The 14,019-nt window shown below is 61.5% G+C and carries 16 protein-coding genes; 9 read left to right on the top strand and 7 right to left on the bottom strand.

The genetic code is table 11. The features are described 5' to 3' along the window. The first annotated feature begins 122 nt into the window (after window positions 1-122). Together H281_RS0127895 and H281_RS0127890 are read left to right on the top strand one after the other, a co-directional pair. Window positions 123-356, top strand: a complete 234-nt coding sequence (locus H281_RS0127895) for a hypothetical protein (protein ID WP_020070439.1) — start codon at window positions 123-125, stop codon at window positions 354-356. Between the two features lie 128 nt (window positions 357-484). Continuing rightward, a complete protein-coding gene (locus H281_RS0127890; protein ID WP_020070438.1) occupies window positions 485-718 on the top strand; it encodes a hypothetical protein in 234 nt (77 codons plus the stop codon). A 315-nt stretch (window positions 719-1,033) separates the two neighbouring features. On the opposite strand, the gene H281_RS0127885 is transcribed toward H281_RS0127890, so the two are convergent. Next, window positions 1,034-1,627 carry a TetR/AcrR family transcriptional regulator gene (locus H281_RS0127885; RefSeq protein WP_020070437.1) on the bottom strand — a complete coding sequence of 198 codons (594 nt, stop codon included), beginning with the start codon at window positions 1,625-1,627 and terminating at the stop codon, window positions 1,034-1,036. Between the two features lie 129 nt (window positions 1,628-1,756). Between H281_RS0127885 and H281_RS0127880 the strand changes: the two genes are divergently transcribed. From H281_RS0127880 to H281_RS0127865, 4 genes are all read left to right on the top strand, one after another. Beyond that, on the top strand, window positions 1,757-2,839 hold the full coding sequence (locus H281_RS0127880; RefSeq protein WP_020070436.1) for an alkene reductase: 1,083 nt from the start codon (window positions 1,757-1,759) through the stop codon (window positions 2,837-2,839). Between the two features lie 51 nt (window positions 2,840-2,890). Continuing rightward, window positions 2,891-3,679, top strand: coding sequence for an SDR family NAD(P)-dependent oxidoreductase (locus H281_RS0127875; protein WP_020070435.1), 789 nt, complete (start codon window positions 2,891-2,893; stop codon window positions 3,677-3,679). 155 nt (window positions 3,680-3,834) lie between these two features. After that, window positions 3,835-4,665: an alpha/beta fold hydrolase gene (locus tag H281_RS0127870; RefSeq protein WP_206362277.1), complete on the top strand. Its 831-nt coding sequence runs from the start codon at window positions 3,835-3,837 to the stop codon at window positions 4,663-4,665. Window positions 4,666-4,712: 47 nt separating this feature from the next. Then, on the top strand, window positions 4,713-5,714 hold the full coding sequence (locus tag H281_RS0127865; RefSeq protein ID WP_020070433.1) for an NADP-dependent oxidoreductase: 1,002 nt from the start codon (window positions 4,713-4,715) through the stop codon (window positions 5,712-5,714). A 279-nt stretch (window positions 5,715-5,993) separates the two neighbouring features. On the opposite strand, the gene H281_RS0127860 is transcribed toward H281_RS0127865, so the two are convergent. The 3 genes from H281_RS0127860 to ribA form a co-directional block, all read right to left on the bottom strand. Beyond that, window positions 5,994-6,449, bottom strand: coding sequence for a TIGR02594 family protein (locus H281_RS0127860; RefSeq protein ID WP_020070432.1), 456 nt, complete (start codon window positions 6,447-6,449; stop codon window positions 5,994-5,996). A 105-nt stretch (window positions 6,450-6,554) separates the two neighbouring features. After that, the gene (locus H281_RS37505) at window positions 6,555-6,674 is read right to left on the bottom strand and encodes a M15 family metallopeptidase (protein WP_164701954.1); all 120 of its coding nucleotides are present in this window, start codon (window positions 6,672-6,674) and stop codon (window positions 6,555-6,557) included. A gap of 759 nt (window positions 6,675-7,433) precedes the next feature. After that, on the bottom strand, window positions 7,434-8,084 hold the full coding sequence (gene ribA / locus H281_RS0127855; RefSeq protein ID WP_020070431.1) for a GTP cyclohydrolase II: 651 nt from the start codon (window positions 8,082-8,084) through the stop codon (window positions 7,434-7,436). 300 nt (window positions 8,085-8,384) lie between these two features. On the opposite strand from ribA, the gene H281_RS0127850 reads away from it, so the two are divergent. Continuing rightward, complete coding sequence (locus H281_RS0127850; RefSeq protein ID WP_020070430.1) at window positions 8,385-8,828, top strand: CBS domain-containing protein; 444 nt, start codon at window positions 8,385-8,387, stop codon at window positions 8,826-8,828. A gap of 421 nt (window positions 8,829-9,249) precedes the next feature. On the opposite strand, the gene H281_RS0127845 is transcribed toward H281_RS0127850, so the two are convergent. Together H281_RS0127845 and H281_RS0127840 are read right to left on the bottom strand one after the other, a co-directional pair. Beyond that, the gene (locus H281_RS0127845; protein ID WP_020070429.1) at window positions 9,250-9,594 is read right to left on the bottom strand and encodes a DUF4148 domain-containing protein; all 345 of its coding nucleotides are present in this window, start codon (window positions 9,592-9,594) and stop codon (window positions 9,250-9,252) included. A 264-nt stretch (window positions 9,595-9,858) separates the two neighbouring features. Beyond that, window positions 9,859-10,506: a DNA-3-methyladenine glycosylase gene (locus tag H281_RS0127840; RefSeq protein WP_020070428.1), complete on the bottom strand. Its 648-nt coding sequence runs from the start codon at window positions 10,504-10,506 to the stop codon at window positions 9,859-9,861. A 452-nt stretch (window positions 10,507-10,958) separates the two neighbouring features. Between H281_RS0127840 and H281_RS0127835 the strand changes: the two genes are divergently transcribed. Further along, complete coding sequence (locus H281_RS0127835) at window positions 10,959-11,324, top strand: BON domain-containing protein (protein WP_020070427.1); 366 nt, start codon at window positions 10,959-10,961, stop codon at window positions 11,322-11,324. Window positions 11,325-11,737: 413 nt separating this feature from the next. Further along, window positions 11,738-12,820: a calcium:proton antiporter gene (locus H281_RS0127830; protein ID WP_020070426.1), complete on the top strand. Its 1,083-nt coding sequence runs from the start codon at window positions 11,738-11,740 to the stop codon at window positions 12,818-12,820. 46 nt (window positions 12,821-12,866) lie between these two features. Here the strand turns inward: H281_RS0127830 and H281_RS0127825 are convergent, their stop codons facing one another. Next, window positions 12,867-13,760 carry a LysR substrate-binding domain-containing protein gene (locus H281_RS0127825; protein ID WP_020070425.1) on the bottom strand — a complete coding sequence of 298 codons (894 nt, stop codon included), beginning with the start codon at window positions 13,758-13,760 and terminating at the stop codon, window positions 12,867-12,869. Between the last annotated feature and the right edge of the window lie 259 nt (window positions 13,761-14,019).

The following is a 14,019-nucleotide window of genomic DNA, read 5'->3' as shown; positions in this document are numbered from 1 at the left end:
AGCGCCGCGGAGAGTCGCGCTGACAGCGGATGCCGTTCGATCCCGTCGAGGTGCGCTCTCCCCGCTTGCACGTCGAACCACACTCGTTAAACCGAAACTGAAACAGCTCCAGGAGACCTACCATGACCTCACTGACCATCAAAGATATCGCCCATACCGAAGAACTGTCCGCCAAGGCCTTGTCCGCTGTACGCGGCGGCAGCAACTACAACTTCGGCAACGCCAATGTTGCCTATGGCGGCGGCTTCGCCAGCCCGGGCGTCGTAGTTGCACCCGTCACGCAGACTGACACGTACACGAAAGTCGAGATTCCCACGATCCAGAATTTCGGCGGCCTGCAGCTTGCCAAGGCGTGAGTTAAGCGCCGCGGAGAGTCGCACCGACATCGGATGCCGTTTCATCCCATAGAGGTGCGCTCTCCCCGCTTGCACGTCGAACCACACTCTTTAAACCCAAACAGAGAAGCAGCTCCAGGAGACCTACCATGACCTCGCTGACCATCAGAGATATCGCCCACACCGAAGAACTGTCCGCCAAGGCCTTGTCCGCTGTACGCGGCGGCAGCAACTTCAACTTCGGGAACTTCAATGCTGCTTATGGTGGCGGCTTCGCCAGCCCGAGTATCGTGGTCGCACCGGTTACCCAGATCAGCACGTACACGAAAGTCGACATTCCCACGATCCAGAATTTCGGCGGCCTGCAATTTGCCAAGGCATGAGTCCAGGGATCGGGAGTCGCAAGCCCGGACCCGCATGATGGATGCTTTGCAGGTCTGACGGCTTTATACCTGGGGAGCGCAGTGGGATGGCCAGGCGGTTGGTCCAGCCATCGCAGTTCGTTCTCCTTCCGAACCCTCCGGACTTGTCACCGAGGTTCGGATCTCGGGGCCCGCCGGCCAGTCCGCCCGGCGGGATTTTTTGCGCGCTGTAGCTCGAGAGCCAGGTGATCGCGAACATTCGGGCTTGGCATTCTCTCCATCGAGAATGCGCACGACGACAGATGGCGGAGCATGCACGGGTACAGGCCAATACCCTTACGGTTCTTCGCCCGCGGTCGTCGACGAGCTCATTGACGCCAGAATCTGGTCACGGCAAGCCGCAAGGATTTCGTCGGCCAACGGCGAATCGTCCGGGCAGGCGCGCGACATGACAATCGCACCGACCGCATGCGCCAGCATGTCGAGGGACCTGGCTCGCGCCTGGCCCGTGTCCGCACCGTCCCCCGCACCGCCTTCGGGGCAAAGCACAGTCAGCAGGTTCTCAATACCGGCCGCAAACTCGGCCCGAACTGCGTCTGACTGACGTGCGGCATCCCCACCCAGCGCAGCCATCGTGCAGCCGGTCGCGCGGGCGTCGCGGTGCTCGCGGGAAAGGTAGTACCGCACAAACTCAGGTGCCTCGGCACCCGCGCTCAGCGCCACGGTCTGCGCAATACCGCAGGCCGCCGACTCCGCCATTAGATCGGACTTGGAGCCGAACTGCTTATAAAAGCCGCCGTGCGTGAAGCCGGCCGCTGCCATCAGATCGGCAACTCCCACCCCATCGTAGCCGCGCTCCCGAAACAGCTTTGACGCCGTCTCGACGACGCGTTCCCGGTTGGCCTGCGCCTGTGCCTTGGTGATCTTCATTTCGTGACCACAGTGGTTCATGTGTTCGAAGGTTGGATTATACATTGATGTCGATCATCATCAAAACCTTGACACGTTAGATTATGACCATCATCATTGCGTCCATTGCCAACCCAGAGTCTGACCGATATGACCGGAACGACGCTTTTCGAGCCCTACGCCCTTGGCCGCCTGACGCTTGCCAATCGCTTTGTCATGGCACCGCTAACGCGTAATCGCGCGGGCGCGGGGCTAGTGCCCAGCGAACTGGCCGCGACCTACTACGCCCAGCGCGCTTCGGCGGGCCTCATCATCACGGAAGCCACCCAGGTGTCGGCCCAGGCACAGGGCTATCAGGACACGCCGGGCCTATACACGCCTGAGCAAATTGCCGGCTGGCGCAAGGTCACCGAGGCCGTGCACGCCAAGGGTGGGCACATCTTCGCGCAGCTCTGGCACGTCGGACGCGTCTCGCACGCCGACGTCCAGCCCGGCGGCGCTGCGCCGGTCGCGCCTTCGGCGATTCGCGCGGAGACGAAAACCTTCGTCAACAACGGATTTGTCGAGGTATCCCAGCCACGTGCGCTGGCGCTTGTCGAATTGCCGGGCATCGTGAACGATTTCCGTCAGGCTGCGGCCAACGCAATTGCGGCCGGCTTCGACGGCGTGGAAATTCACGGTGCGAACGGCTATTTGCTGGAGCAGTTCATCAAGGACGGGGCCAACCAGCGCGCTGACGCCTACGGCGGCTCTATCGAGAACCGTGCGCGCCTGTTGCTGGAAGTCGTCGCGGCCGTGGTGAAAGAAATTGGTGCCGATCGCACCGGCGTGCGCATTTCGCCTGTTTCACCGGCAAACGGCATTTCGTGCAGCGATCCTCAGCCGCAGTACGACTACATCGCGGCGCAGCTCAGCGCGCTGGGCATCGTCTACCTGCACGTGGTCGAGGGTGCGACGGGCGGCCCGCGCGATTTTGCACCGTTTGACTACGACGCACTGCGACAGCGGTTCAGGCAGACCTATCTCGCCAACAATGGCTACGACCTGGAGCTCGCCACCGCCAGGCTCAACGAGGGCACCGCAGACCTGTTCGCGTTCGGTCGTGCCTTCATCAGCAATCCCGATCTGGTCGAGCGCCTGAAGACCGGCGCCCCGCTGGCTCAGCCCGATTTCGCCACGCTCTATGGTGGCGGCGCCGCGGGCTACACCGATTACCCAGCCATCACCGCTTGAGGCGCGCAGCGCTTGCGCCCCATCCAAACGCTCATTTGAAGGAAACTACTCATGACCACGCTTCCGACTGTTCTCGTCACCGGTGCATCCTCCGGCATCGGTTCAATCTACGCCGAGCGCTTCGCACGCCGCGGCCACGACCTCGTGCTCGTTGCACGCGACAAGGCGCGCCTCGATACGCTGGCCGCACGCCTGCGTGAAGAAAGCGGTGTTGCCGTCGAAGTGCTGCAGGCTGACCTGACCCAGCCGGGGGACCTGGCCGCAGTCGAGACCCGACTGCGCGACGACGCTAGCATAGGTATCCTGATCAATAACGCGGGGATGGCCCAGTCGGGCGGATTCCTGCAGCAGACCAGCGAGGGCATCGAACGCCTGATCACGCTCAACACCACGGCGCTGACGCGGCTGGCAGCCGCGGTCGCTCCGCACTTCGTCGAGTCGGGCACAGGCGCGATCGTCAACATTGGTTCGGTGGTGGGCCTCGCGCCCGAGTTTGGTATGTCGATCTACGGCGCCACCAAGGCGTTCGTGCTGTTTCTGTCGCAGGGCTTGCACCTCGAGTTGTCGCCCAGCGGCGTTTATGTGCAGGCGGTGCTGCCGGCAGCGACCCGTACGGAAATCTGGGAGCGCGCCGGCATCGACGTCAATTCGCTTGCCGAGGTGATGGAGGTCGGCGAACTGGTTGATGCGGCGCTCGTCGGTTTCGACCGCCGCGAACTGGTCACCATCCCGCCGTTGCATGTGGCCGGCCGCTGGGAGGCGCTGGATGGCGCGCGTCAAGGGCTCCTGTCGGATATTCGACAAGCGCACGCGGCCGATCGCTACCGGTCAGAAGCCTGAACACTTTGGCCCCTGTCTACGCGAAAGCCAGCCATGCCTAATCGACCGATTCCCCGGCTCAGTTCTTGAGATGTAGCTCGATGACCATCACGCACACACAACGCTCACGCGCGTTGCAGACGATCGATTCGACCGGCAGGGTTAGCCAGTCGGCAATGTCCTATGCCCGCGCACAGAACAGCCATGTCACGGCGGCCGGAACCACTTTCGCTTACCGCGAGCTTGGCCCGCACGGCGGCATTCCGCTGATCCTGCTCAACCACTGGGGCGCCGTGCTGGACAACTTCGATCCGCGCATCGTCGATGGCCTCGCTCGCAAGCATCGCATCATCGCGATCGACTATCGCGGAATCGGGCTGTCTGGTGGCCTCGCGCCCGTGACCGTGGATGAGATGGCGCGCGACACCATCGCGTTGATCCACGCGATGGGTTTCAGTCAGGTCGATCTGCTCGGCTTTTCGCTCGGCGGTTTCGTCGCGCAGGACGTGGCGCTAAAGGCGCCGGACCTGGTGCGCAGGCTCATCCTCACAGGTACGGGGCCCGGGGGCGGCCGGGGCATCGACCGTGTGGGGGCCAAGTCCTGGCCATTGATGCTCAAGGGCCTGTTGACGATGCGCGATCCCAAGACCTATCTGTTCTTCACCTCCACCGCTAATGGCCGCGAGGCAGCGAGCGCGTTCCTGAAGAGGCTGAAGGAACGCACGGCGGAGCGCGACAGAGGGCCGACACCCCGCGCGTTGCTTCGTCAGCTCAAGGCGATCAAGGCTTGGGGCCGGCAGGCGCCGCAGGATCTCGGCCGCCTGCACATGCCTGTTCTGATCGCAAATGGAGACAACGACATCATGGTGCCTACCGCCTTGAGCCACGATATGGCGCGCCGCATTCCCAACGCGCAGTTCGTCATTTACGAGGACGCAGGACACGGAGGCATCTTTCAGTATCACGCCGACTTCGTGATCAAAGCGCTGGAATTTCTGGCGCATTGAAAACATCGCGGCCGGCGACAGGTACCCAAAACTGGATTCAGAACACCATGAAAGCGCTCACCTTCAAACGCTACGGCAAGACACCCGAAATCGGGTTCGCCGAAGTGCCCCGCCCCACGCTCAAGCCTGATGAACTGTTGGTACAGGTCCACGCGGCGGGGTTGAACCCGATCGACAACATGATTCCGTCGGGGACCTTCAAGCCCGTCCTCAAATTCGAGTTGCCCGCTACGGTGGGCAGCGATATTGCCGGCGTGGTAACCGAGGTCGGCAGTAACGTGACGCGTTTCAAGCCGGGCGATGCAATCTTTGCCAGCCTTTTCGATCTCGGCAGGGGCTCGATCGCTGAATTCGCGGCGGTGCCGGAGAGCGTTGCTGCGTCGAAGCCGGTCAACCTCGACTTTGTGCAGGCTGCGGCCGTTCCGATGGTCGGGCTCACCTCGTGGCAGGCGTTGAAAGAGCGCGCCCACCTTCAAGCCGGCCAGAAAGTTTTCATTCCTGCCGGGTCGGGCGGCATTGGCACGTTTGCGATCCAGCTCGCAAAGCACTTCGGCGCCCGCGTGGGAACGACAACCAGCACGGGCAACGTGCAACTGGTGACCAGTCTGGGTGCAGACGAGGTTGTCGACTATAAGAAGCAGGAGTTCGAGAAAGTTCTGGACGGTTACGACGTTGTGGTTGGCACCATCAGAGGCGATGCGATTGAGAAATCCATAGGCATTCTCAGACCGGGGAGCCAGATCGTGTCGCTCATCGGGCCGCTGGACGCAGCGTTCGCCCGCGCCCGCAGGCTGAACTTTATTTTGAGGTTGGTGTTCGGCCTAATGAGCCGCAAGATCAAGCGGCTCGCGAAGAAGCGGGATGTGACGTATTCATTTCTCTTCATGCGCCCCGACGGAGCCCAACTCTGTGAAATTGGCGAACTCCTCAAGTCGGAACAGCTTCGTCCAGTGATTGACAAGGTGTTTCCGTTTGAGCAGGCGAAGGAAGCGCTCGAATATCTGGCCCAAGGACGTGCCAAGGGCAAGGTCGTCGTGAGAATGAAGTGAGTTGCGCAGGGGCGTAGCTTTGGGGCGCAGGTGCAGACGGCCTCGAGTGCGAGCGAAGCGTTAGCCTGTCTCGCGGCCGATGACCGCGCTAACGCACGACGCATATAAGGGTCACTGGAAACCGGATCGTTCGACCGATGTGGCGGTGCTTCGACGGGCGCTCGCGCTCAGAAAACGCCTCGACATTCCACATGAGGCCGCAGTCTCTCCGCGAGATGCAATTCGCCCGTTATAGCGGTCCGAGCCGCTTTCCTGCCTCGTCATTCGAACGGGTTTTGCTTACGGCCAGCGATAGGCCAGCACGCGTTCGAGCGGATAAGCCAACTCCCTCACCTCTCCGAGCTGGTTGCCTCCGAACAGGTAGACGTTGTCGGCGTCCGATCGGATAAAGAACCCGACATGCCCTTTCCATTCGACGGCGTCGTCGGCAGTCAATACTGCAACGCAACCATATCTCGGCGCATCGAGCGGATTGCCCCACGAGAGCCACGAGCGAGCCAAGGCCGATCCCGTTCCGGGAATGCCTGACTGCTTCATACACCAGTTGAGGAATGACGAGCACCACGAAATCTTGTCGTCATAACCGGCGAGTTGAGTCGTGTTGTTGTATTCGGCAATCCTCGGGTTGGATTCTCCTGGTCCGTAACGGCTGACGCCCCGTTCCTTGAACGCAATATCCAGCCAGGCAGGCGTGAATCCGGTCGCTGATGGCTCGTAACGAAACCCTTCAAGCATAAATGTGCTCCGTACAGATGATCCTGTTCGAGTGGGCCGTAGATTGCATGTGGCTGTCCGGAATTGCGGTCCAATAACGGTCGCGTATGACCGGTGTCGTCATTTTCAGGGGTAATTGGCAAAGCCGGCTTTTGTCATTGCATTGGACGGCAACTGCTGATTTTTCCTGAGCCCGTTGGCTAATAAACCGACACGCTGTGTAACACGCGCCAGAAGATTCTTCATCGTTTGCGTTCAATACGCTTCCGATATTCAATTCAGTGCTGCGGGACGATTTCAGCGTTAAAACGACCGCCGCGCCTGTGGGATGTGCAGCGACCTCAGGTGGTCGCGGCATAGCGAGTTGTTAGTTCCATTAAGATCGCTTCCGAAGCAAGCAGCGAAGGTGTTTTGAGCAATGGCTACGATCACCAGCTCGCGCTCCCGACCGTGACCAGTCCTGTTCGAGAAGTCGAAACACTTCACGCGTGTGACTTCCCCTTGACGGCCACGAGCCGCGGTACCCACCGTATGATATCGGCACAAAATCGAGCGAATTTCCGGTGTCTGGCGTAATCAGACTGCGGGATTGCAGACATCCGATAGCCGCGGCCAAACGCATGCCGAACACGAGTCACGCAGACGCTCGCACAGAATCGGGCGTCCCACCCCGGCTCCAAACAGTTGCGACACATGCACAGTCGCATTCGCCAGCGCCTGCGCGCTTATTCATGCGGCAGATCGCCTGCCTCCCGCACGTTGCGGAAATATTCGCCCTGCTGTCCAAACGTTTAATTTGCACTGCCGGTGAATTGCGTGGATATTGTCCGTGCAAGATAGAAATCAAAGATGCAGCGGAACGTGACGGCAGCGCGCAGATGACGCGCTCGTCGACCCATTTCGCGCTCTATTCCCCGTGCTCACACCTTTGATGGTCGAGCGCTTCCGAGTCTTCAAGCGATAGGAGCCGCGGGTTGCACTGTAGTGTGCCGTGCCGCTTCCCGCCTACTCATTCTCATCGAAGTAATGCCCAAACTTGAGCTGCTTCGTACGGATATAGCGCTCGTTTTCCTCGCGCATCGGAATGGCGAGCGCGACGCGTTCGCAGACCGGAATCCCGTGTTTGGACAGCGTGTCGAACTTTTCGGGATTGTTACTCATCAAGCGGACCGAGGTCACTTTCAGCGTGCGCAAGATGCCCGCCGCCGAGTCGTATTCGCGTGAGTCGTCCGGCAGACCGAGATCGAGATTAGCCTCGACGGTATCGCGGCCCTGCTCCTGCAGCGCATAAGCGCGGATCTTGTTCGACAGACCGATGCCTCGGCCTTCGTGCCCCCGCAGATACAGAAGCACGCCGCAGCCTTCGGCCGCGATATAGCGCAGCGCCAGATCGAGTTGCTCGCCGCAATCGCAGCGGTACGAGCCGAGCACGTCGCCCGTCAGGCATTCGGAGTGCAAACGTGTCAGCACCGAAGACCGGTTCGCGACGTCGCCCATCACGAGAGCAAGATGTTCGGCGCCGCTTTCGACCACGCGAAACACGTAAGAGGTGAACGTGCCGTAGCGCGTGGGAAGCGTGGCGGTGGCGTCGAGAACGACGCATTCGCCGTTGATGGCGCCGTCTACTACGGGCGACGGATCGTGAGACGTGAGCATGGCGTTAGACAAAGGTGCTGAACATGAACCCGATGAAACCGGGGATAAGGTACGGACAGGAGTTTACCGCTAATCGGCCGACCTCACCGTATGCCCATGCATGGCGCACGGATCTTGCACCAGCGAAGCGCCCAACTCACCGCAAGTGCAATAGTTTGAGGCCGCACTACCCGAAGTAAACGCTTCGCGCGCTCCAGGTATTCCCGAACACACTCGCTGGCGTCTCGCGCCTATACTGGAATTGCTTGGTCCTCGACAGCCGCCGCGCCGGCGTGCTGCACCGCGAAACGGAGCCGCTCCATGACAACCGTTGCACAGCTTCTTAAAACCAAACCGAACAACACGACCGTCTACACGATACGGGCCGACGACTCCGTGTACGAAGCGATCAAGCTGATGGCTGAGAAAGGCATTGGCGCGCTCGTCGTGACGGACGGCGACAGCATCGCGGGGATCGTCACCGAGCGCGATTACGCGCGCAAGGTCGTGCTGATGGACCGGTCATCGAAGGCCACGCCGGTGCGCGAGATCATGAGCAAGGCCGTGCGCTTCGTGCGCCCCGAGCAGACCACCGACGACTGCATGGCGCTCATGACCGAGCGGCGTATGCGCCACTTGCCGGTGATCGAAAACGACAGGCTCGTGGGAATGGTGTCGATCGGCGACCTCGTGAAGAACATCATCGCCGAACAGCAGTTCACCATTCAGCAACTAGAGTTCTATATTCACGGCGAGCGTCCCTGACGCGCCGCGCCTGCCGCATGTACGAGCCGCAAAAAAAGCCCAATCGCTGAACGGTTGGGCCAAGCTACCTTGCGGCAGCGGAGGTTCCTGTGAATTCCTGGGCGGTATGTGACACCGCGCAACGCTTTGCCTGGCATGCAGGCTACGGCGCCGTGTGACGCGGTGTCGGCCATGGACCTGAGTCTTTGCGTTAGCCCGCCCAACGTGTCAGAACCACGTGATTCGGTATTTCAATCCCGCTGGAAGACCGCGCGCCGCCTGATCTAGCGGCACGCTCTCCTACTCAAATCCAGAATTGCAATGCTTGCGGCAGCAGCCGTATCGCGCTTGATGAATCCAACGCTCTGCGGCCTTAAGAAACTGGCCGGCCGGTTGCAGACTCAACTAGCGGAGACTGCCGACGCGGCCAAGCTGCAGAATCTTAGTTGCCGAAATACACCGACTTCGCGCCGGTCATAGGCTCACGCACGCCGCCCGATTGCGACGAGCCATTCGCCACGCCGCCGTAACCGCTGGTGTCGGCAACCGGCAATTGCGTTTGCGCAACTGCAGGATTTTGCGCCTGGACGCGACGCTCGGCGGCCTGGACGTCAGCCGGATAGTTCGGGTCATTGCTGACTGCCGGGTTGTAACCTGCCTGTTCCAACTGGATCAGCTCGTTGCGGACTTCCGCACGCGTCACGGGTTGCTGGCTCGATTGAGCGAACGATGCGACCGGAGCGGCGAGAACGGCTGCAATGGCGACTGCCTTGATAAGCGATTTCATGATTATTACCTCCAGACTTGGTTTTATTTGCTGCTTGCCACACCGTGTGGAAGCGAGTGATTCCAGTCTAGTCACCGGCGCACCGAGGGAAAACCCCTAATTGTGAGATACATAATTGTCGTAATCGAAAAAGTCAGCCGGAATTGCCGCCAGGCAAAATGCCGCTTGCATCGTTGCCGTAATAATTTCGCCGATGTGCCACGCCTGCCTTCCCGTGGTCCGAAGCTGCGGTATGTATCCGCGAGATCGGCGTCCGCAAGACGGTCAATTTTGCGAATTGCCGCCGAGGTCGGCGTGAGGTGCAAGAAGCAGCTTGCGCGGACCACTGACGAACGCGCTGCCCGGCTCGAAGAAGCGCAGCGGCCGATGCGTTTCCCGGGACAAGCCAATGCGTGTCGTCACACCGACCGGCGTATCGCCTTTTTCGATGACACCGATCCACAGGTCGCGCCCGCTGCAAAGATCCTGGCCGTCGAAGGACTGGCCAATGCCCAACGCCATAGTGAGGCGGCCGGGTCCGCGTGCCAGGTCGCGCAGCGGCACGCCGGGGCGGCGCGCTTCCATCAGCGGCAGACCCTCGAGCGGCTCTATCGCGCGAATCAGAATGCCGGCGCCGATGTTCTCCGCTTCGGCAGACATATTGAGCATGTACGATAGGCCATAGGTGAGCCGCACGTAGGCGTAGCCGGGCGCGAGAAACATCGAGCCGTTGTACGGACGACGCCCGATGAACGCATGGCTGGTCGAATCGCCTACCGGATATGCCTCGGTCTCGACGATGCGACCGCTCATACGCCCTTCGGGCACGTCGTGCACGAGGTATTTGCCGATCATGAAACGCGCGAGGTCAGCAGCCCCCACGGGCAAATCGTTACGCGACAACGGGATGATGGGAAGCAATGATTTGCTCATGCAGCGTGCCTTTTTTGAATGCGTTGGTGGTTGCAGTGACTGGTGAGTGGGTTAGTCCGCGGGCTGATGCATTGGTTAGTCCAAGGTAAGCCCACGTTAGTCCACCGTTAGTCCACTTTTTGGGAACACGGGACGCCACGGCCTACACCAGCCCGCCCGGATATGCAGCAAAGCTTTGCTCATCATGGCTTCACCGTTGTAGCAAAGCCTCATTCCGGGCACCGCCGCATTCACCCTGGAACCAATTGGAGTATCGTTTGCTTCCGGCCCCAAACAAGCCTGCACCGGCTCACGCAGGCTTCGGCCCGTCGAAGCAGCCAAAACGAGCTCGCCAGACTCAAGCATTTGCAAGACCCGCAGTGACGTCCTTCCGATTTGATTCCGCTGTACCCGTAGTGCAACACATGGTCTCCGCCAGGGGACGAGCATATTCACGACAAGGAGAAACTCGCATGAAAGCATCCACGGCAATGAAGATGGTCGGCGGCGCGCTGATCGTATTGGCATCGCTCAACGCGTCCGCACAAAGCAGCGACGCGGCGGCGTCCGCACCGGCAACCGCGGCGTCGTCGGCGGCAACGGGCAAGCAGGCCAAGGCTGCCAACCGTGCGCTCGGACGCAAGGTCCGTAGCGCGCTCGCCAAGACCAAGGGCTTGAGCGTCGCGAACATCAACGTGCGCGCACGCGGAGGCGCTGTGACGCTGGCCGGCACGGTGCCTGACCAGTCGCAAGTCGACATCGCAACGCAAGCGGCGCAAGGCGTGGCCGGCGTGACGTCGGTGAAGAACGCTTTGACGGTTCGCCCAGTCGGCCAGTAACGACCACAAGCCGGCGCTCGCGTGGCGCCGGCAGCAACCTCGGCAAGTGCCGGCGTCGAGTTGCCTGACGTTGGCACTCTGCCGGGGCGTAACAGGCTCGAGCAACTCTTTAGCAATGTCGTTGCATTTGACGCGTAGCGGTTCGCAGTTCGCAGTTCGCTGTCTGCAGTCCACGGTCGGCAATCCCGGCCAGACCATTCCAACGCGGCCTCCAGCGTGGCAATTCCCTGCGCAATCTCGTGCTGCCACGACCCGCAGCGCCATCAACAAACCTTCCCCGCGCCTGATAAAAAGCTCTACCATCCAAACCGTTGCACCATCCTCCTAACGCACCGGTTTAATTCGTCGCTCCCGTTTTCATAGCCCGCCTCGTCGCACGATTCACGAACAAGTACCAGACAAAAGGAAGCCCGATGGCCAAGCCGCCGACCGTCTTGCCCCGCTGGACTCTCGCCGTGCCGCTGGTTGCGTGGATCGTACTGGGCGCGGCCTACGCGTTGCCGGGCAACCAGTTACTGCTCGTGCTAGTGGGTATCGCGCTCTGCGCCGCGGTCTTCACGGCAGTGCATCACGCTGAAGTGGTCGCGCACCGCGTCGGCGAGCCCTTTGGCACGCTAGTTCTCGCTGTGGCCGTGACCGTGATCGAGGTCGCGCTGATCGTCTCCGTCATGCTGACGTCCGGCCCCGAGAAAGCGGGCCTCGCACGCGATACCGTGTTCGCCGCGGTCATGATCGTCTGCAATGGGATCGTCGGACTGTGCGTGCTCGTGGGCGGCATCCGTCACCGCGAGCAGGATTTTCAGAGCCGCGGCGCGGCTGCGGCTCTCGCCGTGCTGGCCTCCCTATCGGTGTTGACCCTCGTCATGCCGAACTACACGACGACGAGCGTCGGCCCGATGCTGTCGCCGTCGCAACTCGCTTTCGCCGGTGCGTCGTCGCTAGTGCTGTACGGCGTGTTCGTATTCGTGCAGACGGTTCGCCATCGCGATTACTTTCTCGCCGACGTGCCCGACGAAGACGTGCACGCCGCGCCGCCCAGCGCCGGACTCGCGCTCACGAGCGGCGGCCTGCTGGTGGCGTGCCTCGTCGCGGTGGTGCTGCTCGCGAAAGTGTTGTCGCCGGTCGTGGAGACAGCGGTCCAGAATGCCGGCGCGCCGCCGGCGGTGGTAGGCATCATCATCGCCGCGCTGGTGTTGCTGCCGGAAGGTCTAGCCGCCGTGCGCGCGGCGCGCGCCGACCGCTTGCAGAACAGCCTGAATCTGGCGCTCGGCTCCGCGCTCGCGAGTATCGGCTTGACCATTCCAACCGTGGCGGCCGTGTTCCTGACGACGGGGCAACCTCTCGTGCTCGGCCTCGACGGCAAGGAGACCGTGCTGCTCGTGCTTACGCTGATTGTCGGCACGCTGACGCTGAGCACAGGACGCACGACGATCCTTCAGGGCGCGGTGCATCTGTCGCTCTTCGCCGCATATCTGTTCCTGTCGTTCGCGCCGTAGGTTTGCGCTCTGCCGCGCCGCCTTCAAACGCGCGGAACATCGACACCTATTCTTCCCAATGCGCGGCGATCCAGTCGCGAAAGAGATTCAGCTTCTGCTGATGCGCAACCGAATCGGGATACACGAAGTAGTAGCGCCAACCCGTTTTGAGGACCATATCGAAGGGTCGCACGAGGCGCCTCGCGGCCACGTCCTCGTCGATTAGCGCGAGGTCGCTGATCGCCACGCCGAAGCCCTGCAACGCGGCGTTGGTTGCCATGTCCAGAGTGTCGAAGCTCGGCCCGTGCTCGGCGTCGATCTCACGCGCGTCTGCCGTGTCTGCTTCGGCGACCTTGGCAAGCCACATTTTCCAGTCGCGATGATCGCGCGTGGGATGCAACAGCGTATGCCGCGCGAGATCCCGGACGGCCGCGAGCGGCTTGTCCTTCAACAGATCGGGCGCGCACACGGGCGTGAGACGCTCCTCGAATAACGGCACCGCCTGCACGTCCGCACCGGGCGACGAGCCATAAATGATCGCGGCATCGAACGGTTCGAGCTGGAAGTCGACGTCATGCTGCCATGTCGTGGTGATCTGCACATGCAGGTCCGGATATTCGGCCTGGAAGCGCATGATTTTCGGCAGCATCCAGCGCATGACGCAAGTGGGCACCTTCAGCGCGAGGTCCGTGCGTTGGCGCGTCAAGCGCAGCGAAATCTCCTCGATTCGCGCGAAGCTTTCCTTCACCGCCGGCAGCAGCAGCTCGCCCTCGGCGGTCAACGTCAGCCCCTTCGCGTGGCGCTTGAAGAGCGGAAACTTGTAGTAGTCCTCCAGCGCGATGATCTGCCGGCTCACCGCGCCTTGCGTGAGGCACAGATGATCGGCGGCGCGCGTGAAGCTGCGGTGACGCGCAACGGTTTCGAAAATCTGCAGCGCGTTGAGCGGCGGAAGGCGTCGCATGAAGTATCAGGTATCCGGATCAGAAAAAATCATTGCGGCGGCGAGATAGATCGATGTCGTCATTCGTCGCCTGCCCACAGGATACGCGATCGCGCGTCGCCGCACGAGTCTTGGCAACGCGTAGCGGCATGCGTTGCGCTCATGCGTCGGTCGAAAAACGCGCCGAATGTGCGCGGCGCGCACTGCAGCGGGGCACGAGGCCGCCACAAACGCACCAGAACCGAGCTTTGCTCATACCTACGGGCAAGCGCAGAGTGCG

The organism is Paraburkholderia caledonica, assembly GCF_000383275.1.
Lineage (GTDB): Bacteria > Pseudomonadota > Gammaproteobacteria > Burkholderiales > Burkholderiaceae > Paraburkholderia > Paraburkholderia caledonica.
Note: the sequence above shows the minus strand (reverse complement) of the source record. Positions and strands in the feature narration are given on the sequence as shown.